Origin of the sequence: Acidiplasma sp., assembly GCF_038728925.1 — an archaeon.
GTDB classification, from domain to species: Archaea; Thermoplasmatota; Thermoplasmata; order Thermoplasmatales; family Thermoplasmataceae; genus Acidiplasma; species Acidiplasma aeolicum.
Map to the genome: position 1 here is coordinate 60,903 of NZ_JAVYSZ010000004.1, position 22,564 is coordinate 83,466.

General features: G+C 34.1%; 16 protein-coding genes and 3 tRNA genes. 12 read left to right on the plus strand and 7 right to left on the minus strand.

The window, feature by feature from the left end:
- Window position 1: 1 nt before the first annotated feature.
- The gene (locus tag QXW15_RS02805; RefSeq protein WP_342789922.1) at window positions 2-1,474 is read right to left on the minus strand and encodes a glycerol kinase GlpK; all 1,473 of its coding nucleotides are present in this window, start codon (window positions 1,472-1,474) and stop codon (window positions 2-4) included.
- Between the two features lie 96 nt (window positions 1,475-1,570).
- Between QXW15_RS02805 and QXW15_RS02810 the strand changes: the two genes are divergently transcribed.
- Window positions 1,571-3,610, plus strand: a complete 2,040-nt coding sequence (locus tag QXW15_RS02810) for a xanthine dehydrogenase family protein molybdopterin-binding subunit (RefSeq protein ID WP_342789923.1) — start codon at window positions 1,571-1,573, stop codon at window positions 3,608-3,610.
- Window positions 3,611-3,633: 23 nt separating this feature from the next.
- Here the strand turns inward: QXW15_RS02810 and QXW15_RS02815 are convergent, their stop codons facing one another.
- Window positions 3,634-4,194, minus strand: a complete 561-nt coding sequence (locus QXW15_RS02815) for a DJ-1/PfpI family protein (RefSeq protein ID WP_048101004.1) — start codon at window positions 4,192-4,194, stop codon at window positions 3,634-3,636.
- A 304-nt stretch (window positions 4,195-4,498) separates the two neighbouring features.
- A tRNA-Trp gene (locus tag QXW15_RS02820) sits at window positions 4,499-4,640 on the minus strand.
- Window positions 4,641-4,928: 288 nt separating this feature from the next.
- Here QXW15_RS02820 and QXW15_RS02825 point away from each other — a divergent pair.
- From QXW15_RS02825 to QXW15_RS02850, 6 genes are all read left to right on the plus strand, one after another.
- Complete coding sequence (locus tag QXW15_RS02825; protein ID WP_342789925.1) at window positions 4,929-5,255, plus strand: hypothetical protein; 327 nt, start codon at window positions 4,929-4,931, stop codon at window positions 5,253-5,255.
- A gap of 729 nt (window positions 5,256-5,984) precedes the next feature.
- Window positions 5,985-7,034: an L-threonylcarbamoyladenylate synthase gene (locus tag QXW15_RS02830; RefSeq protein WP_342789927.1), complete on the plus strand. Its 1,050-nt coding sequence runs from the start codon at window positions 5,985-5,987 to the stop codon at window positions 7,032-7,034.
- On the plus strand, window positions 7,024-7,938 hold the full coding sequence (locus QXW15_RS02835) for a GNAT family N-acetyltransferase (RefSeq protein ID WP_055032430.1): 915 nt from the start codon (window positions 7,024-7,026) through the stop codon (window positions 7,936-7,938). Before QXW15_RS02830 ends, QXW15_RS02835 begins: the two co-directional genes overlap by 11 nt.
- Before the next feature lie 43 nt (window positions 7,939-7,981).
- Window positions 7,982-8,926: a hypothetical protein gene (locus QXW15_RS02840; RefSeq protein ID WP_342789928.1), complete on the plus strand. Its 945-nt coding sequence runs from the start codon at window positions 7,982-7,984 to the stop codon at window positions 8,924-8,926.
- Window positions 8,927-8,999: 73 nt separating this feature from the next.
- Window positions 9,000-9,072: transfer RNA gene (locus QXW15_RS02845), tRNA-Gly, on the plus strand.
- A 448-nt stretch (window positions 9,073-9,520) separates the two neighbouring features.
- Window positions 9,521-10,741 (plus strand): MFS transporter, encoded by a 1,221-nt coding sequence (locus QXW15_RS02850; RefSeq protein ID WP_342789929.1) that lies wholly within the window; start codon window positions 9,521-9,523, stop codon window positions 10,739-10,741.
- Here QXW15_RS02850 and QXW15_RS02855 read toward each other — a convergent pair.
- Entirely contained in the window at window positions 10,728-11,813 is a 1,086-nt protein-coding gene (locus QXW15_RS02855) for an alkaline phosphatase family protein (RefSeq protein WP_055040951.1), read from the minus strand. The genes QXW15_RS02850 and QXW15_RS02855 overlap by 14 nt on opposite strands.
- Window positions 11,814-11,924: 111 nt before the next feature.
- Here QXW15_RS02855 and QXW15_RS02860 point away from each other — a divergent pair, with 111 nt between their 5' ends.
- The 3 genes from QXW15_RS02860 (at window position 11,925) to QXW15_RS02870 (ending at window position 16,334) form a co-directional block, all read left to right on the plus strand.
- Window positions 11,925-13,481: an AMP-binding protein gene (locus tag QXW15_RS02860; RefSeq protein WP_342789930.1), complete on the plus strand. Its 1,557-nt coding sequence runs from the start codon at window positions 11,925-11,927 to the stop codon at window positions 13,479-13,481.
- A gap of 39 nt (window positions 13,482-13,520) precedes the next feature.
- Window positions 13,521-14,822 (plus strand): MFS transporter, encoded by a 1,302-nt coding sequence (locus tag QXW15_RS02865; protein WP_287954532.1) that lies wholly within the window; start codon window positions 13,521-13,523, stop codon window positions 14,820-14,822.
- A 204-nt stretch (window positions 14,823-15,026) separates the two neighbouring features.
- Window positions 15,027-16,334, plus strand: a complete 1,308-nt coding sequence (locus QXW15_RS02870; RefSeq protein WP_342789932.1) for an FAD-dependent oxidoreductase — start codon at window positions 15,027-15,029, stop codon at window positions 16,332-16,334.
- On the opposite strand, the gene QXW15_RS02875 is transcribed toward QXW15_RS02870, so the two are convergent.
- Window positions 16,320-17,081 (minus strand): polyprenol monophosphomannose synthase, encoded by a 762-nt coding sequence (locus tag QXW15_RS02875; RefSeq protein WP_287960172.1) that lies wholly within the window; start codon window positions 17,079-17,081, stop codon window positions 16,320-16,322. The genes QXW15_RS02870 and QXW15_RS02875 overlap by 15 nt on opposite strands.
- 51 nt (window positions 17,082-17,132) lie before the next feature.
- Window positions 17,133-18,092 (minus strand): asparagine synthetase A, encoded by a 960-nt coding sequence (locus QXW15_RS02880; protein WP_052656893.1) that lies wholly within the window; start codon window positions 18,090-18,092, stop codon window positions 17,133-17,135.
- Between the two features lie 93 nt (window positions 18,093-18,185).
- Between QXW15_RS02880 and QXW15_RS02885 the strand changes: the two genes are divergently transcribed.
- The gene (locus QXW15_RS02885) at window positions 18,186-18,629 is read left to right on the plus strand and encodes an Lrp/AsnC family transcriptional regulator (RefSeq protein WP_342789933.1); all 444 of its coding nucleotides are present in this window, start codon (window positions 18,186-18,188) and stop codon (window positions 18,627-18,629) included.
- Between the two features lie 23 nt (window positions 18,630-18,652).
- Window positions 18,653-18,735 (plus strand) — tRNA-Ser (locus QXW15_RS02890).
- Here the strand turns inward: QXW15_RS02890 and QXW15_RS02895 are convergent.
- Entirely contained in the window at window positions 18,717-22,526 is a 3,810-nt protein-coding gene (locus QXW15_RS02895) for an AAA domain-containing protein (protein ID WP_342789934.1), read from the minus strand. The two genes, QXW15_RS02890 and QXW15_RS02895, sit on opposite strands and share 19 nt — an antisense overlap.
- Window positions 22,527-22,564: the final 38 nt, after the last annotated feature.

A 22,564-nucleotide genomic window follows, 5' to 3' on the forward strand; every position in this document is an offset into this window, starting at 1 on the left:
ATCATCTTATCCAGTTCAATGATCTCCTAACAGCCCTTCTCCAAATTAAATAATCATTTATATATGAATCGGGATTCAGATCAGGCTTAAATATTCTGTCAAATTTCCATAGATGCTTTATATCATCAATTTTCATAATACCAGAGGATACCGCATTCAGGTAAAAAATACCTGCAGCAGTGTTTTCAGGATTTTCTGACCTTAATACATTAATTCCGGATAGCCTCGCCTGGAAGCGCATAAGTTCATCATTTCTGCTGGACCCACCATCACATCTCAAATCAATTATACCCAACTTTTTTCTTATAATTCTAATAACATCCTCCACCTGGAATGCAATAGATTTGATAACCGCTGAAATAAGCTCTTTATTTCCGGTATTTCTTGTTATGCCTATAAACATGCCACGGGCACCATCATTCCAGTAGGGTGACCCAAGGCCAGAAAATGCCGGAACAAAGTAAACATCATTTTTATTATCCAGATTATACCCTGTATTTTTTCCATTTAATGCCTTTAGTGCCCATTCAAATGCCGATCCCGAGTTGAATATGCTTCCCTCAAGCGCATAATATGCACACCCATCATTAAGTGAATATGCCACTGTGGATATAAGGCCATGGGCATTTAGAATCCTTTTGCCGGTGTTTGCCATTATAAATGACCCGGTTCCATAAGTATTCTTTACGTTTCCGTTGGAAAGTGCGTTCTGGCCCACCATGGATGCACTCTGATCGCCTGCCATGGCCATTACAGGAATGCTATTTCCATTTATTTTTGCATATCCAAAATTATGCGTGGATGAATGTACCTCAGGCAAAATATCTCTGGGTATTTTAAATATTTCAAGTAAATCATCATCCCATGAAAGTTTTGAAATATTAAATAGCATGGTTCTGGATGCATTTGTGTGGTCAGTTGCATGCACGGCCCCATTTGTAAGTTTCCATAGTATCCATGAATCCATGGTTCCGGCAAGCAAGTCCCCATTTTTAACCGTGCCTAATTCATCTTTAACATTATTTAGCACCCATTTAATTTTCATTGCACTGAAATATGGATTTGCAACAAGCCCTGTTCTTCTTCTTATCAATTTTTTATAATTATTAAAATCTGGAATATCCATTTTCCTTTTATCCTGCCATGATATGCCATTATAAACAGGGATTCCTGTACGTTTATTCCATATTATAATGCTCTCACGCTGGTTCGTAATTCCAATTGAGCATATTTGGCTGGAATCTATTCCTGCATTTTCCATTGATTTTTTTAATGTTCTTAAAACTGCATTATAAATTTCAAGTGGATTAAACTCAACAAGGCCATTGCCCGGATAATATAGATTAATTCTCTCAGATTCAATTCCCACAATTTTTCCATCATCATTGAATATTACTGACCTTGTTGATGTTGTTCCCTCATCTATTGATATGAAATATTTTTTCATGGATAAACCATTATAAAGAATAAACATAATTAATTTTATGCAAAAAAGAATATTGATATAAATTATTTATTAATTAATTGTATATTCGAAATCTTTTTTAAATGCTTCATGTTATTGACCCATATGTATTCTGGAAAAAAGGCGTTTTTGGTTAACGGACGTGGAAGGTATATAGATGATATAAATCTGCTGGACATGCTTTATATGAGTATTTATCGAAGCCCATATGCAAGGGCAAGGTTAAAGAATATAGATGGTGGATTAAATTCACATGAACTCAGGGCATACTATAAGGCTGCAGTGGGAGAGATGGCTGATCTTTCTGGAGGAAGAGAGGATTTAAAATTATATCGGGAACCGGTACTTGCGATTGATTATGTAAACTATGTTGGTCAGCCCATAGCTGCTGTTTTTGGGAAAAATAAATATGATAGTGAGGATAAACTCTCTGAAGTAAACGTCGATTTCGAACCAATGCAGGCAGTATCATCCATTGATAAATCACTTAAAAGTGATCCTGTTCATAACGGTGCATCCAGCAATATTTTGGCATCGTATACACTTGGCACAAAATTTGACGAAAAGGATATAGATTATGATATCTCCCTGGAGGATGAATTTTTTAATGAAAGAATCCTTGGCAATTCCATAGAAACAAGGGGATGCATTGCAGATTATCGGGATGGTTTTTTAACATTCTATGCCTCAACGCAGTCTGTACATTCAATAAAGAATGGTCTGGCATCCACACTTGGCCTTGATAGGGATAAAATTAGGGTGATTCAGGCTGATACCGGCGGTGCCTTCGGTTCCAAGGGCGGTTATTATCCCGAATATTTAATTGCGGCATATGCTTCAATGAAATATAAAAAGCCGGTAAAATGGATAGAAACAAGATCTGAATACCTCATGGCGGCATATGCGGGCAGAGGTGTAAAATCATGGGCAAAAATATATGCAAAAAATAATGGTAAAATCACCGGCATTCAGGTTAAACTTTATGTTGATGCAGGCGCATATGATGCTGGTACGGGTTCTTTTGCACCCTATTTTATAGGGTATCAGATAACCGGGCCGTATTTAATAAAAAATGTTTATGTTGAGGCCGCATCGGTAATAACAAATAAATCCCCAATGGGCCCATACAGGGGTGCTGGCAGGCCGGAGGCATCATTTATTATGGAGAGGATGATTGACCTGCTTGCAGATAGAATTGGAAAGGACCCTGCAGATGTAAGGTTAATAAATGCATCCGATGTACCGTTTACATCACCAACCGGGCTTCAGGTCATGGATGCATCCAGGCCATTCCTTGAAAAAGCCCTTAAAACCATGAATTATTATGAAATATCAAAGAATGAAAAAACAGGACTATCATTCTTTGTTTTAATTCCATCAACAAGGCCCGGAGAAAGTGCCAGAATAGTTTCAGGAGATGGACATATAAAGGTTTATCTCGGTGGTGATACACATGGGCAGGGTCATGAGGCATGGGCAAGGAATATAATAAAGGAATATCTTAATGTTGATGAATCTCTGGTTACACTTGAAAATGGTGATACAAAGGAGCTTGATGAGGGTGTTGGTGCATGGGGAAGCAGGTCCGCCATAGTGGGTGGTTCGGCTCTTGTAAATGCATGCAAGAAGATAAGGGAACAGGTAAAATCCAAATTTGGAGAATACGCACCGGACAAATTACTCAATAATCACTTTGATGCAGAGGATTTCTTCTCTGCCGATTTTTCACTTAATTCATTAAATGCAAATATGATCACTGCAAGGGTTTTAAACCGCAGGGTTGATGTAACCGGCTGGTACTGTTATTACGATCTTGGCAATGTTCTGGATATGGGAAATGTTATTGGTCAGATTCAGGGTGGCGCCCTTGAGGGCATTGGCCAGGTATTATCAGAGGGCATAAAATATTCAGACGATGGCCAGCTGATTACAAACAGCATATCACTGGCGGGGCTGTTAAAGGCAGATGATATACCGGATAAGTTTCATATACATATAGCCGAGAATCCATCCGATGTACCAAGCCATGCCAAAGGTCTGGGGGAATCCCCAACTATAGGCACGCCATCAGCCCTTGCAAGGGCAATAGAACTTAATACCGGAAGTAGGGTAAGGATTACTCCAATTGGCCCGGATTACCTTTAATATTATGGATTTAAAAAAATATTTTATTTTTCATATCTTGATTTTAACAATTTTATAAATTCACGCATCCACTGTGGATGATCTGGCCAGGCCCTTGCCGATATTAGATTTCCATCGATGACGGCTGCGCCATCCACAAATGTGCCCCCTGCAATTTCAACATCAGGTGCAAGTGCCGGATATGCTGCAGTTTTCCTTCCCTTCAAAACACCCGCAGCAGCCAATCCCAGCGGTGCATGGCATAGCTCTGCCACCGGTTCATTTTTTTCAAAAAAGTACTTAACTATTCTTTTAAAATCAGGGTCATTTCTTATATATTCAGGTGCCCTGCCCCCTGGGATAATTAAGGCATCGTATTCTGAAGGATTTACATCCCTAAATGCCAGATCTGCCTGAAGCTTATATCCCAATTTTTCTGTATATGTGTCGAATCCATCCTCGAAATCATGAACCACAAGCTGTATCTTCTTTTTTTCAGGTGCGGCAACATCAACGTCATAGCCCTCCTCCCTCATTCTCTGTAGTGGATACATTACCTCCAGAGATTCTCCTGCATCTCCTGTTAGAATTAATATTTTTACCATATTATAATAACATAAAAATACATATAAAATTTTCCATTAGATATAATATAAATTTAACATATTATAAAGATAAATAATTTACATGGATTAAAATTTAAATAATTTAAAATACAGGTATATTTATATAATGATAAACCTATATTTTATGATTTATTGGGGCAATAAATAATTTATAACGGAGATGCCAAAATATAAGTATCTCACTTAACAGGTATTTTGGTTTTAATAATTATATAAAAATTCCATAATACTAAGAATATGCTTTAAATTTGAGCTTTATGCATGGAAAATATAATAAAATATGTGGGAGCACTGGGATTTGAACCCAGATCTAAGGGTCTCTTCCATGTTTCATCGTTCCAGTCATTCATCATTTAATCAGATGACCTTTAGCTAATCACAAACTGACTGGAGCCCTCTAGGATACCTGATTACCCCATGCTCCCTTACATACAGTATTATTTTTTAATATAAATATTATAGTGTTCTAGTTAATTCCATTGATACCCTTATATTAAATTTATAATCATCAGAATTTATTAGAAGTCATAAAATCGATTTTAAATGGTGATTATTAAGCAGAACCAAAGATTTCATACATATATGCAAATATTGTGCCAATAAATTCATCAAAAATATTATTGGGAAATGAATTTACATTGAATTATAAATCAACATATAATAATGAAATGAAAAACTTAATAAACAGTATGGAATTAATTTCATTTACTTATATGAATTCAAATAACAATACACTAAATAAATTCGGAATAGAATATTCATATATTGCATTGGCAATGAATAATATGTTAAAATTAACAAATAATAATATTAAAAATATTGAAATAGATAAAACAATAGGAATAGCAATAGACGATAACTGGAACTGCATTATATCAATAATTGGTTTTGTTTTCGTAGGTCTTCTTACAATAGGAGCCGCAGCAGGCATAACTTTAGATATAGATGGAATTGGAACACCTGCAGTTATTTGGTTACTATCATGGTTTGCATATTCCACATTTGGTATGTATGGAGTTGCAACAGCATGTGGGTGGTAAAATGGATATAAATATAAATAAAAAGCTAGCTAGTTTAAAAAAAAGCATTATATTATTATTAATAGCCGAAATAATACAATTAGCATTATTATATATACCAAATTTTACGGTAAATATTATTTATAAAATTGCCACTTTTTTATCTTTTGCTATAATTATCCTTATTGTATATTCATATTTTTATGAAAAAAATAGGATAATAAATCATAAAAATTAATATATATATATAAAAGAAAATAACAAAAAAGAGTTTTTCATATCAGCCATTAGTGTGGGTATTATTATCGGATTAATAACATTTGTAACAAAATCTATAATAATATCAGGAACAGTTGCTATTATGTCTTTAATTATTATAATTATATATTTTTATAACAGAAGTAACAGAAGTTAAAGACAAATAACTTTAATTAAATCTATATACATTGTTTATGGATGGTGCTTATAATCACCTTATGCTATATAGCGACAAATGTATGGCAACATCCAAAGGTGTTTCTTAGCATGGTTAATAAAAACCATAACATAACTGTCCGAATTAAAGACTATTTTCAATGAATCAGAAAGTTTTAATGCCACTGGCATAATTCAGCCCACATTGGCCCGGCATGGCGGGTAATGATATTCAAAATTTATATAAAATTAAATTTTTTTAATAAAAACTAGATTTATTAATATAATACTCTTAAGTCAATAATGTATTAATAAAATAATGTAATATAGCATAAAATGACAGAAATTTTAAATATTTCAGATAATAAATATTATGAATCAATAAAAAGGGCTGCAGAAATAATAAAAAATGGGGGCACTGTTGTTTTTCCGACAGAGACCGTTTACGGGCTGGGTGCAAACGCATATTCAGAAGATGCATGCAAAAAGATTTTTGAGGCCAAAAAAAGGCCTGCAGATAATCCATTAATTGTAACGGTTTCAAATTTTGAAATGGTAAATAATGTATGCTATATTGATAAAGATATTGAAGAAAAAATGAAAAAAATCTGGCCATCCCCATTAACATTGTTGTTAAAGAAAAAGGATGTAATACCGGATATCGTCACATCTGGAATGGATACAGTATGTGTAAGGTTTCCGGACAATAAAATCGCGCTCGATTTAATAGAGGCTGCAGGTGTGCCTGTTGCCGCACCCAGTGCAAATATAGCAACAAAGCCATCAATAGTTGATTCAAAAGATGCAATAAAGGAACTTGATGGCAGGGTGGATGCAATCATAGACGCGGGCAGGGTAAAATTTGGTGTGGAATCCACCATACTTGATGTCACAAAAAAACCATACAGTCTTCTACGCCCTGGTGCGTATTCCGTTGAGGATATTGAGGCGGTATTTGGCCAGATATATATAAGCCCTGTTGCCGAGGGTTATAAGGAATCCAGCATTGCGCTTACACCGGGCATGAAATACCGGCACTATGCCCCCTCAAAGAAATTATTCCTTATTGAAAATGAAGAAGAATTCAGGGAGTTTATATCATCACACAGATCCAGGGAATTCCTGGTTTTATGTTCAGCGGACAATGCAAAATATGCAAAATTTGATAAAATTGTTCTCGGAAAAAATGCTGTGGAGGCTGCACATAACCTGTTTTATGACTTCAGAATACTTGACCAGAGTGATAAAAAATATGGTGTTATTCAGGCATTTCCTGAAAAAGGGATTGGCTTTGGCCTAATGAACAGAATTAGAAAGGCAAGTTTCCTTATAATAAAGGACAAAGAAAATATAGATAAAATAAATGAAGTATTAAATGAGTCCTGAAAGCTATAAGATCAGATGGGATTTAATACTTAAAAAGGAGATAGAATACCTGCAAAAAAAATATCCTGATATAGATGTTAAATCAAATTATCAGGGCATAATTTCAGACCTGATGGAAAATAAGATAAAATCAAAAATAATGGTCAATAAAAACGATTTAATTGCCTATGGGTATATTATGGATTCTGTAGAAAAGCATGATAGGATTTATGCTGATATTGGATTCCTGAACCAGAAATACATAAACAATGAGAGATTAAAGGTATTTTTTGACTGGATTCTTGAGGCCGGTAAAAATTCGAGAAAAAAGATTATGCTAAATCCAATATTTAATGAAAATGAAATTTCAGAAAAATACCTTGAGTCAATCGGCTTTAAGAAGGCAGTGAGAAAAAGAATGGTCTTAAATCTGGATGATTATAAATATAATGAAATTAGTACAAAATACGAAACAGGAAACCCAAGGGATATATCATCTGAAATTTATGCAGATGCTGAATATGATGCATTCAGATATTCATCTGATGCCTTTCTGTTCAGCAGCATCAGGCAGGATAGAATAGAATCTGTAAATTCCTTATTTAATGGAGAATATGGAAAGATATTATATGATGCATCCCTAATAATAAAAAACAAGGGAAGGGTAATTGGATCGGTGCTTTCCTCACAGATAAGCTTTGACCGTGCCTTCATACTTTCAATTTTTGTAAAGAAGGAGCATAGGAATGAGGGAAACGGCAAATACCTTTTATACTCAGCATTAAACAGGTTAAAGGCACTATCATATAAGTATGTGTACCTCTGGGTAAATGAAAAAAACACTGCATATAAAATGTACGGGGATGCAGGGTTTAAGTTTGATAACTACCCTCCAGAGATTATATATTATATTAATAAACCATGAATGGCAAGCAAAAATATTAAATCATTTTATTGTTTTCCCATTTATGAGTATTATAGATTTTATTTCCATGGCATTATTTATTGTCACAATTATATATATATCATTAAAGCAGATAGAAACATTCAAAATTAAACTACTTGTTTCCATGCCTTTTATTATTCTTATATTCCTATTTTCAAGATCTTTTGTACTTCTTCCAATATATATTTATTCATTAATAGCTGCAACATATTTGTACACAATATTTTTTTATATACCATTTGCCATAGATTTTATTTTAATTTTAATATCCTCATTGGACCATATGGCCACACTAAAATTGCTTTTGATATCAATATCAGTGCCAATGCTTATGTCGATGTTTCTTGATAAGAACATGAAAAAGTACGGATTGGAAAATGAGGAGCATAAGGGCAAGGATATTAAAAGAGAATCATACAGAGACTATTTCCAGATAGGAACAGGTATAATTACCATTCTTGTTTTTGTATTTTTCGGGCATTTTGGAAAGGTTATAATCCTTTATTCTGTGCTCTTAATATACCTTTTTGGCAATATACTGTATCTGCATAAGGATTACAGAATTACTAATCTTGTATACAGAATGGAAAGGGAAAACACAAAGCTTGGCCTTGGTTCAATGTATCTTGCATCAGGTTTTTTGCTTGTTATGGGTTTTATAGGTTCCATCAGGGTGCTTTATGTGGCGGCATTCCTTATAATGGTTGGGGATTCCCTTGCAACAATAATAGGTATGAGGCTGAGAACCCCAAGGCTCGTGTATAATAATAAAAAGTCAGTTGGTGGATTTCTTGCAATGTGCATTCCATCATTTATCTTCGGTGTTTTTTTCATTTTTTATGTACCTGCAATATTTTATTCAGTTTTTGCCACATTTGCAGAAAGCATATCCAATAAAATAGCAGACGATAATATTACAATACCTGTATCTATAATAATAGCCCATTTTATTCTTGCCGTGGCCTGATATTTAAAAAATAATTTTTTTAGAAAGGCATTAACTGCAAAATTTTTATAGTCTAATGTATTTTAGATGTTAAGCGAGTGTGGTGTAGCCTGGTAACACGCGACCTTGCCAAGGTCATGCCCCGGGTTCAAATCCCGGCTCTCGCACTTTTTTATTTAATGTTTATTTAATTGTGTGATTATTTAATATTAAATACATATCTTTTTGTGACCATAATTAACTGAACTTTAGATTATGCCTTCCGTTAACCATTTTAGCATACGCCTTTGCAAGTTATCATCCATTTGATGCCTAAATCTTAAATACTGTACAAAATCCCTAATCCTGTTAAATGCCTCATGGTTTCTTTTTAATTATATTATATGATGCAATACTTATCAGAATTATTAACAGCATTTATGAAATTTTAATTCATGTTAATTGCACAAAACCACGGTTTCTGTATGCTGTGAAATATTGCAATCATAAAAATATCAATGAAACTAATGGTCATAGTATTATTTATGTAATTTTCTAATAGATAGTTTATAAATCAATAGTATAGTAATAAAGTTTAAGTATTGCCATGCAATTACTACTATCTCGTGATTAATTATGATTAATAAAAATAGTAGAAATGGTATATTATTTACGGCAGTTATAATAATGGTAATGACAATAGCAATGAGGTCAACAAATAATATGGTGATTACCACACTGCCATTGCTATCCAAAATTGACCTTGGCTTTTCCAAATTCTTTGTAGGTATTATATCTGCATTGCTTTACCTCTTTACATTTTCAGCAACGTTTTACATAAATCCAAGATTATCTGCATCGCCTAGAAGATTTTTATTTATAATATCAAATATTGTAATTACAGTTTTACTAGTATTATATTTCCTTGCAAATTATATAATTATATGGCCTGTATCTGCACTGGCAGGTTTTTCATATGGAATGCTGATGCCCAATCTAATTACCTCAGCATCATTGATAAATGATCAGAAAACCAGGGAGAGGCTTATATCCCTATATTCAGTTGGATTGAGCTTAAGTTTAATCATAGGGCCAGTATTTGAGGACTATATACTGTCAATAACCTCAAACAATTACAGACTGGTATTCTTATATTTTGTGCCCATAGCAGTGGCCGGCCTAATTGCCTCAATATGGATAAAATTCCCTGAGACCAAACATGAGAACAGGAAAAGAGCATTTAAAAATAGGTCTCTTAAGATTTCAATTTTAACCATAACCACGTATAATGTTCCATTTGCTGCACTCAGCATTTTCCTGACCCTATTTGCCATAAGCAGATTCCACATATCAGGTGCACTGGCTTATTCACCGTATATTTATTTCTTTGCAGTATCATTCATAACCAGATCATTTATGACAGTACGTCCATTTAACTCCATTAAATTACCATTGCTCATATCAATAATAATAACGGCGGCCGCACTTGCAGCCTTCCCATTTTTGCCAAACTTTTTATCATTTATACTGGTAATGATGCTCCTTGGAATTCCTCATGGATCAGTATTCCCATTATCAACAATAATAATATCTAGAGGTTCAAGCCTGGAGGAACGCAGTGCTGTAAATTCATATTTCATGGCATACAATAATATACTATTTATGATAATTCCCCTCGTCTTTGGTTATATTGTTGGCATAATAGGGTATTCTGTATCATTTTTCCTTTTGATCATTCCTGTGATAGTATCATCAGTAGCATTATACTGGAAATACAGCAATGACGAAATCTTTTCATATTCGTCATCTAATAGGGGCAGGGTCCGGAAAAATGCAAGCAAAATTATATATAAATAAGCGGGACTAACTGTTCATCCTCAGTTAGCCCACCGTGATGGCTTTTAAGCAGTGGTTTATCTCTGTTATTCTGAACCTTATATATTAAAGCCCTCCCATCCTCTGGTAGGAGTAAATAGTCCCCCACTCTATTCAGAAACCTTTGACTTACATTTCCCAAAAGATTTTTATTAATTATATCATTATATTTAAAAATAGAAACATTTTCATATTTTATAAGGTCTGAAATATCCTGCCTTGTTTTTAAAAACATGGCCCTTGAATCACCGTATGGCATTATATCCAGCCTTTCAAGGAGGTCTTTATTGTCATTTATAATAACATTTTCTGAAACAGGTACATGCCCATGATCCGCTGTTATGATTATATTATAATTATCCTTGTATTTTTCAACACTATTCTTTACATTGTTTATAATTTCATCGGCTGCATTTAGCACAAAATCCTGATAGGTACCATAGGCATGTGCAAGTGAATCAATAAATGGTATGTAATAGTATATAAAATCATAACCCCTGGATGCTGCATTATCCAGCTGGTAAATTGAATCCCAGAAGAACTTATACTGATAATAATCCCCCTCCATCATTACGGAGGTAAATGTTGTTTTATCAAGCCTTCCCGGCATTATAACGGCATATTTTTTATTGGTATTTTTTAGGTATGGTTTTATATCATATTCATCTGTAAAATTTCTAATTGGCTGCAATGCTTCAGATGTATCAAGTCCGTTAAATGTAAACCTCATGGGGTTTATCACACCAATGTCATTTGTATAATTTGTGTATCCTATTACACCATGTTCTCCCGGCATCATTGCTGTAAACAATGTTGTAATAACGCTTGCTGTTGTTGATGGGAACACTGTTGTAATTTTTCTGTAATTCATATTAATATTCAATCTTTTAACATAATTTATGCCGAATCCATCAATTAGAACCAAAATTGTTTTATCCTTTTCAAGGTTAATATCAATTGGATCCCTTTGTGTATTTACACCTAAAGAATCCGATAACTTTACTGCAAGATTATATATGCTGTTTTTTTTATAATCAGGATAAACAAATGTCATAAATCATTATTGCTTTTTTATATATATCCTTAGTTGGTATTTGCACATAAAATAATATATTTCGTTTAATGCCGTAATTAATTTTAAATAATTTGAAATATTTTGATTTATATGCTATTTAAAGAAAATGCCAAAGACATGGACTATGAATCGATATATAAAGATTTTAAATTTGACATTCCAGATCATTTAAATATATCTGAAGAAATAGAAAAAAACAGCGGTGTTGCATTAATAGACAAAAATAAGAGAATGACATATAGGGAAATAAAGGAAAGAAGTGGCTACGTTGCAAAACTTTTAAGGGAAATAGGTATTTCAAAGGGTGATGTGGTCTCAATTTTGCTTGACCAGTCATTTGATTTTGTTATCTCTCTTTTGGGAATTTATAAAATGGGCGGCACAGCACTGGCATTATCACCAGTTTTTGGAGACGAGGCAATAAAATACAGAATTTGCAGTTCTGGGTCAAGGGCAATCATAAGCAATATACAATTCAGGGAAAAGTTCAAAAGCATAGATATAATCAAAATTGGAGACGGGCTGGATTTTGGCATTAACGGCAAAAACAGTAATGAACCATATGAAAACACAAAAAAATCAGATCCAGCACAGCTAATTTATACCTCAGGTACCACCGGAAATCCCAAGGGAGCAATGCTTCCACATCAGTGGGTTATAGGGAATATGCCGGCATGGATTATGGGATATGATTTCCCAGATGCGGGTTCTTTATTTTCAACACCTGCTGAATGGGCATGGGCTGGTGGTCTTGCTGACAGCCTGCTGCCTGCACTATACACAGGAAATACAGTTGTTATAAGGGAGAGGAAAAAATTTGATCCGGATGAATTTTTCGATTTTTTAAATCTATTTCATATAAATTACCTTTTTCTGGTACCAAGCGCAATTAGAATGATTAAATCCTCAGGAAAAATATATAATCATAATGTTAAGTCCATTCTCACAGGCGGTGAATACATATCACCTGAATTAATAAATTACATGCACGATAGGCTTGGCATTAGGGTAAATCAGACATATGGCCAAACTGAGGCAAACATGGTGCTAATAAACATGTACAAATGGAATAATCTGGATAAAACTGGAAGGCCTGTGCCCGGTCACAGTGTTAATATTTATCATTCTGACGGTACACTGTGCAATGAGGGTGAAACTGGAGAAATTGGGGTAGAGCTTCCAGATCCTGTGGTAATGATTGGCTATAATAATGCCGATGCAAAAATTATAAAAAATGTAATTATGACAGGGGACCTTGGATATTCAGACCATGGATTTATTAAATATGTTAATAGGAGCGATGAAATCATAAAGATATCCGGATACAGAATTAATCCAATAGAGGTTGAAAATGTAATAGATGAGATTCCATTTGTTAAAAAATCTGCAGTTGCAGGTATAGACGATGATATAAGGGGTAAAATTATAGGTGCAATAATAGTATTAAAGGACAAAACTGTTCAAAATCCTGACAAAATTATAAAGGAATATGTAAGGGATAGGCTTGCACTTTATGCCTATCCGAGGTTAATAAAATTTTCTGATTTTTTACCAGAAACATATACCGGAAAAATTGCCAGGGCGCTTGTTAAAAGGGAGCTAATTGAATATAAATCGTCAATTAACGAAATTAATTACGGGAAATAGTAAAAATATTTATATATTATTGTTTACTAAAATTTTTTAATGATAGAAAAGAATGTTACTTTTAAAAGCTATAAAAATGAGGATTTTACCAACGCATTAAAAATATCAGTTTCAGCGAATCTGGGCTGGGGATTTGAATTATTTGACCTTGTTGTCTATCTTTATGTAACTACAACTATAGCACCACTGTTCTTTCCAAGTAGCAGCTACATAGCATCTGTTTTATTATTTTTAGGAACTCTTGTTCTTGGATACTTTGCAAGGCCCATAGGGGCGGTATTTCTGGGGCACTTTGGAGATAAAATTGGGCGCAAGAGTATATGGCTTGTTTCCCTGCTTGGCATGGGAATAGCAACCGTTTCCATGGGATTTTTACCAACATACGCTCAGGTTGGTGTCCTTGCCACCGTTTTATTGATAGCCTTAAGAATGTCACAGGGATTTTTCCTTGCTGGTGAGTGGGGTGGTGGCCAGACCATAGTAAATGAGAATTCCCCGCAGGGTTTAAGGGGATTTTTTTCAGGGATACAGCAGGGGGGAGCAGCACTTGGGCTTATCTTTGCTGTAATTGCCAATGAAATAGCACTTTATATAGCACCCGGGGCAGCATTCAGCACAATAGGCTGGAGGATAATGTTCTGGTTTGGTGCCATCCCACTTGCAATTGCAATTCTAACAAGATATAAAATAAGGGAAAGAATTGTGTTTAATGCTGAAAAAACCGTGAAATTTCCAATAGTGGATGTATTTAAAAAATACTATAAATTTGTTATTGTTGGCACACTTTTATTACTTGGAAACGGAATTATATACTATGGGGAAATAGCATACATGCCAACATATCTTGGGCTTTATACAAAACTCAGTGCAGCATCAATAGACCTGGCCGTTCTTGTTACAAATCTGGTCTGGCTATTCAGCAGTCCAATTGCTGGTTATCTCAGCGACAGGGTCAGATCAAGAAGGGCATGGATATCATCCATATTTATTATAATGATTATACTTGCGTATCCTGTAATATTATTGCTGCACAGTGGATACCTTCCATTTGTTCTATTCAGCGGTATAATTCTTGGATTAATAATATCATTCCAATATGCGGTTATACCTGCCTTTTTATCAGAAAACAGTGATTCTTCAGTGAGATATTCCTTTATTGCATTTTCAATAAACCTTGGCGTTGCGTTATCATCCTTTGGACCATTCCTTGGAACCTATTTATCAACTGTAATGAAAAACAGCGTCCTTGGAATAGTAATACTGGTAATAGCAAGCTCACTTGCAGGCTTCATTGCCATGATGTTTTCTCCAAGAGACAATATTGATGCAGAACTAAATTAATATTTTTTATGTTTTTTAGAAAAATATATAGCAATAAATTATTTAAAAAACTATAAATAATAGATGTTACTTTATGAAAAGGGGGTGTTAAGATGGTCAAATTCGTTGAATTTTATGATGATGATGACGACGATGAAGATGACGATGATGACGATGGCGACGATTTCTAATAACATTTTTATACAAAATTAAAATCAAATAAAAATGGAGGTCATTGTCATTGGTGGTGGGGCTGCAGGAATGTCTGCAGCATCCAAAATTAAACGGGAAAATCCGGACTATAATGTAACAGTTTTTGAAAAATCCAATTTTGTTTCATATGCCGAATGCGGAATGCCTTACTATCTTGCGGGCTATTTTGATGATTTTACAAGACTTTTACATTATCCAATAACGGAATTTACAGAGAAAAGGAAAATACGGGTTTTTATAAATACAAAAATAGACAGGATAGATGCTGTAAATAAGAGAGTATTTTCAGGAACAGTTGCATACAGCTATGATAAGCTTGTTATTGCCACAGGGGCATCACCAAAAATTCCTGATGTGCTTAAGGATACCTATTTTTTAAGATCCATGAATGAGGCAATTAATATTAAAAAGAAGCTTGAAAACTCACATGATGTTACATTAATAGGCGCAGGCGTTCTTGGCACAGAGCTGTTTTCGCTGCTTAGTGAAAGGTATAATGTAAGGCTTATATCAAAGCATGAGTTTATACTTCCCTACCTGGATGAAGATATTGGAAATGTATTGAAAGAAATTGTTTTGGCCAATAATAAAAATATAGAATTTAATTCAGTTCCTGTTGAGGTCACAAAAAATAACAATAAATTTACTGTAAAAACAGAATATGGAACGCATGATGCAGATATTGTGATATCCTCAACAGGCATAATTCCGGATGTTTCCTTGGCAGAGGAGGCTGGATTAAAAACCGTTAATGGCCTAATAAGCACTGATGATTATCTTCACACATCTGATTATGATATATTTGCTGGTGGTGACACTGCTGCCGTAAAAAACATAATAACCGGTGAGAGGCAGCATTTCCCACTGGCACAGATTGCAAATAAAATGGGCAGAACAATAGGGATAAATATAAATAGGGATACACGTAAATTCCCCGGTGCTCTGGGCACAACCATAATAAATGTCTTTGGCTGGCAGGTTGGATATACCGGCATTAATGAAAGAACTGCAGCCAAATATAATATAAATGCTGAAAAAATATTGGTACATGGAAAGAGCAGATCAGCCTATTTAAATGGCAGCGATGTTTATATAAAGATAATAATAAATAAAAATACGGAAAAAATTATTGGGGCGCAGATAATAGATAAAGATAATGGGGCATGGAGGCTCAACACCCTGGCAGCAGCAATAACATCAGGAATTTCGGCCTCTGACATGTTCTATGCAGACCTCGGATATGAGCCTGAATATGGGCCGGTATGGGATCCAATAATAATAGCCTCAAGCCTTGGCATTGATAAATTAGATGCGAAATGACAGCAGGACAACAAGATATGATAGAACCGTCAAAAATATTATAAGAATTATTGTGCCATAAATATAATTCATTATTTTTCTGTTATATATCACAAAGAGGAAAAAGTTTACGATTTCCCTCATTTTCAATTTTGATTTCCCCTCAGTTCTTTTTACAAATTTTACAGGATACTCGGTTATTTTGAAGTTATTATTTACAAGCCTGTTGACTATGTCCACCTGGCCTACATACCCATTTTCTATATCTATTTGATGGGCCAAAAATTCACACGCCCTTCTGCTGTACACCCTAAAACCTGATGTGCAGTCCTTTATATCTATGTTAAACGCAACATGAAAAAGGAGGTTTGCTGACCTGCTAATAATCTGCCTGATAAATTCATCATCTGTGACACCATTTTCAGTATATCTTGAACCTATAACAAGATCAGACGATGTTTTTATTGCCTGATCTATCATGCCATTGATATCCTCAGGCCTGTGTGATAAATCAGCATCCATGACAACAACATAATCAGAATCAGAAAGCCTCATGCCATCAAGCTCTGCACTAATAAGGCCAAGCCTGCCACTCCTGAATAATAAATGCACATCCGGATACCTCTTTTTTATTTCTGGAGTCCCATCATCAGAGCCATCGTCTATTATATAAATAGAATCCAGATTCCTTTTTTTAAGCTCAGGAATTAATCTTTCAAGGTTTTTTTTCTCGTTAAGTGCGGGTATAACCACACTTGTGGTTGTCATATGGTGGGTAATCTAAAAATTGCTATTTAAATTTTTTAAAAAAATAAAATTTTATAATGATACCTTTCCAGGAATCTTTGGGAATGGTGATGTGTCCTCTATTCTTTCTAATCCGCACACAAATCTTGTGAATCTTTCTATGCCTATACCAAATCCCGTGGACATTTTAATTCCGTGTTTTGCAAGCTCAATGAACCATTTAAACTGTTCCTCAGTCTGCCCCTTTTTATGTATTCTTTCTATTATTCTGTCAAGCTCATATTCTCTTTCTCCCCCAGATGATGCCTCCTGATAACCCTCGGGCCATATTAAATCCATATCCCTTAGTATTCCTGGTTTGTCAGGGTACTCACGATCATAGAATTCCCTTTCCTTTAATGGTATATCTATCAGCCATATGGGCGTTTTTGATTCCTTTGAAATGATCCTTTCAAAATCCTTTCCATATTTTTCCTCTGCCTCAGCATATGTTATTTTTGGGAATGGTTTCTGATAATCTGGAAGATCACGCCCAAAATATTCAAGTTCCTCTGGGTGCTCCTCCTTTATCCTTTTGATTGTATATATTATTAAATCCTCGGCAAGATCCATCATATCCTCCCTTGTCTTTTCCAGTGCCTCAATATCTATCTGTGTGAACTCATACAGATGCCTGCCTGTTTCAGCCTTTTCCTCCTTTTCTAATCTTATGTTTGGTGACATTATAAAGATCTTTTTTAATTCCTGAACTGCTATCTGTTTATGGAATATCATGCTTTTTGTTATCCACATATCGCCTCCATAGGCACTTATCTTTGGGTCATATACAGGATGGTTTAGTGGGTCAGTAAGCGGTGATATTATAATTGGCGATATTTCTATATAGCCCTTTGATCTTAAAAAATCCGTCACATAGGACCGGATAAAACTCTGCACCTTTATGGCATGCTGTACCTTCTTATCTGCAAGGTGCTTCATGGCAAGCTCAACTTCCTTTTTAACATAATCATTGCTTTTATATGCTATTTCCATATTAACTTTATATTATTACAATTTATAAAGCTTTTAGTGTAAATTCTGTTATTAAAACAAATAATTTAAATAATGAATTGCCATTTTGGTATAATGTTGGATAGTATTGATAAAAAGGATACTAAAATTATAGAGTATTTAAAGGAACATGGCAGGGATAAAATTTCAGATATATCAAATGCATTGCAGATGCCCAGGGCAACAATATTTGAGAGGATGGAGCGCCTTAAGAAGGAAGGTTTTATAAGGAAGTACACTGTAGACCTTGATTATGAGAAGCTCGGGTATTCTGTTCTTGCCTACATATTAATACAGTATGATTCAAAGTCAAAAACAGATCAGAGAACATTATGCGCCAACCTTGCAAAGCTTGACAACGTCATTTCAGCATCAATTATTACCGGTGATTGGGACATAATAATATTAACAGCACAGAAAACAATGAAGGATCTTTCAACATTTGTGCTTGAAAAATTAAGAACCATGGATGGTGTTGAGAAGAGTCTTACAATACCATTATTCGAAAGAATATTATAAAAAAAAGTATTTATGTATACGTTGCTGGGATAGCCTAGCCTGGTAGGGCGCAGGTCTGGAAAACCTGTGCTGAAATAGCTCGGGAGTTCAAATCTCCCTCCCAGCGCTTTCATCATTTATCTGGCTTAACCTGTTCACTGTATTTATTATATTTCTAATTACAGCATCCCGATTTTTTATGTAATCAAGGGACCATACCCTGTAAATATTCCAGCCACGATCTGAAAGCACATTATTTCTAATTCTTTCCCTTTCAGATGGTGTTTTCATTCTGTAATAAACGTCGCCATCTGTTTCTATACCAAGTATGTAATGATTTTTATCTGCCGGGTCAATTATGCCAAGAGGTATATTGTTTTTTGAAAAGCCAACATTTTTGTCCACTTTTAATCCAGAATTTATAAGTGCCTCATAGATATCGTCTGTTATTTCATCAGAGCTTGAGAATTTATTAACCGTATTACCATCACCTGTTACCGCAAAATGTATGTACCTTCTTAGCAGTTCCGGGCCGCTGCCGGCAGCATTTTCCGGTACTTTTATGTCTTCTGGTTTAATTGACGATACTATTATTATTTTTTTTCTTGCCCTGGTAATTGCAACATTAAGCCTTTTTTCACCACCGGCAGAATTTAAAGGGCCAAAATTCATTGTTAATTTTCCATTTTCATCCCTTCCATAACCTATGCTGAAAATGATTATATCACGCTCATCTCCCTGCACATTCTCAAGATTCTTAATAAACAGATTTCCATTATTTATCATATCCGCAAGCACATTATCATTTCTTGAGTATTCAGTTACAGCATCCTCTATGGCACTCCTCTGGGCATCGCTTAATGTAACGATTCCTATTGACTCGTTATAATTATATTCTTTTTTAATTATATTCACAACCTCATTTGCCTCTGAAATATTTGTTCTTGATTTTCCCCTGCCATATGTACCCTCCACATAGTCAAAAACTATTCCTGAATTTTCTGATGATTTGTATGCAGATGGAAATGTTTCAAGTGAATTATCATAAAAATATTTGTTGGAAAATGCTATTAAACGGTCATCAACACTTCTGTAATGCCACTTTAGTGACAATTTTGACAAACCAATGGCATCAAACTGATCCATTATATTGTCAAGGACAACGTAGTTTTCGTTATATTTGGATTGGTTGACATTTTCGAAAAATGACGTCGGTGGAAGCTGCTGTGTATCCCCGGAAATTATTGCCTGGCCTGATCTGAATAATGAACCCACGGCCTCGGAAGGGGTTACCTGTGAGGCCTCATCAAATATAACCACATCAAAATTTATATTAACCCCAATGTATGAACTAACATTTATGGGGCTTGCCATAAAGCATGGCTTAATGCTGAACAATATATCCCTTATTTCTCCGAATATCTTTTTAACAGGCTTCTGGAATTTTTTCTTCGCGTTCTCTGTTTTTATTACCATAACCTCCTCTGGATATTTTTCCATTGCCGCAATTTTTCTCTTATAAAGGGAATAAATCAGACCCTTTTTATATATATCCATTCTCTTTATATCGAATTCCCTGAACATTTTGATAAGGCGTTCGAATGAATTGGAGCTAAAATTTCTAAGGTTCTCATCATTTCTTACATAATAATTTAGGAACTTAGTATAATACTCGTGATTAAATGCGTTAAGAATGTCACGGTCATGTATTTCGGTGCCAAGAATGCCATTAATTTTAATGCCCTGCGAGTTCAAATTGTCCATTAAATCAACTAATTTTATGTATCTTTCAAGGTCAAATTTATACAGGGTACCCATGTTTTCGTAAATTTTTGTTAAATCATATTCATTAATTTTGATTGAATCATCAAAATATAATTTGTAGTTTCTTATACCCCTGTATAATAATATATAATTCCTGATTATATCACAATTTAAATCATGATCCTTCATTTTAAAAGTTTCAGGGATATCATCTATTATTTTTTTATCCTTAATGTTATTTAAAATATTAGATATATACGCAATCTTCTTTATATTATCATGGTTAATGTCGCCTATTTCTAATTCGATTTTTTTAATGTTATTTCCCTCAAGCTTTATTGCCCTTGCAGTGCCAATATATTCCAGAATTTCACCATAGCCCTTTTTCTCAGTAAAATTATAGATATTTCTTATTTTTGCATAAATTTCCTTATACGATGATGACATTCTTTTAAATGGAGATTTATATTCATTTTTTAATAAACTGTACAGCCTTTCCAGGTCTGTATTCAAAATTCCATCACCATGAATTTTTTTTAATTCCCCTAATTTTTTATCGTAATCATATTTTTTAGAAAAATATTCATTAAGCCTGATGTTTAATTTGGTATAATCAATGTTTAAATCCTCTGGGGTTATATTAATGCCATAATTAATGCCACAGGCAAGTAAAAATAAAATCTTATAATTATATATATTTGTTAATTTTATTTTAAAATCTTTTTCTATTTGGTCTCTGTGATTATTTATGTATTCAATGGATGCCATAATGTCCTCAATTGATTTATAAAATTCATTCTTATTTTTTTTAAAATAGTTTAAGTTGAAACCCTCTGGAACCTTAAAATAATCGCGAATTATATCATAATAATCCGCAAGCTCTGATAACTGAAACCTTATGTTCTCAATGTCGTCATATTTATATTTCAAAACCTTATCATCAATATCAATATGCACATTTGTTTTACTTTTTATTATTCTGCAGGCAGCGTCATATACTGATATACCTGAATTCTCCCTTATCTGATGCAGTGAATTAACATATCCATTTAGAACTCCTGTATATCTATCTCCCGGCATTGGTTCATTTCGTATGTTCTTTTCAGAATCAATGCTTTTATAAAATGATTTGATTACATCTGACTTGGATATATTTCCATGGAGGTCAAGAAGAAAATCGCCAAATCCATTCTCCTCCAGGCGCCTTCTGACAACATCTATTGCAGCCTTTTTTTCGCTGACAAAAAGTACACTTTTTCCGTTGCTTATCGAATCAATAATTATATTTGCTATTGTCTGGCTCTTTCCAGTACCCGGCGGGCCATTAAGTATAAAACTTGCCCCATGCCTTGCGGCGTATACGGCCTTTAGCTGGCTGGAATCTGCATCCATGGCAGTTATTATCCCGGAATAATCAATATTATCCGGCATCATAGCATTTAACTTTTTAACTGTATCAAAATCCCCAGCAAGTGCCCTTGTGAGGTCATTTTTCATTATAAGGGCATGGTTTGCCTTTAAATCGTTATAAATTATGTTATTCGTAAATGATATAATGCCCAAATAAACACTGTTTTTTACCTCCCATTTTGTTTCTTTTATTGCTGACTTAAAGGATTTAATTGCATCCATAATATTTAAATTCTCATCGAAATTAAAGTCAAATTTAATATTAAACTGATCCAGCTTTTCCCTTAGTACTGGATTAAAGAATATATCTCCCTGAACAGATTCTATATAATACTCATCGTATATTTTTCTTGTCATTTCCACAGGAACAAAAAATAGCTGTGTCTCAACATCAGAACCATCTGAATCCTGCCATTTCAGGATGCCAAATGATAGATAAAGGGCTATGGTACCGTGCTCGTTTAATGCACTCTGGGCCCTATAATAGATATTTTTAAGCGAATTAATTAATTTTTCACCACCTGAAACAATGATTTCATCCTTTTTTCTTGAATCCACATCCTCATGTGTGTGAAATGACATCTTTTTATCCTTGTTTACTATGTCATCAAAAATAAAAGGGAGGCTTGGGGATTTAATTCTCAAAAAAAATTTGCTATCAAAATATAATAATTTATTATTTTTTGATGTGTCTATAACATCCTTTTCCCATTTTGATATATTATCCTCCATGTTTATTTCCATAAAATCCTATCTTAAATCATTATATCTGTATATTAATT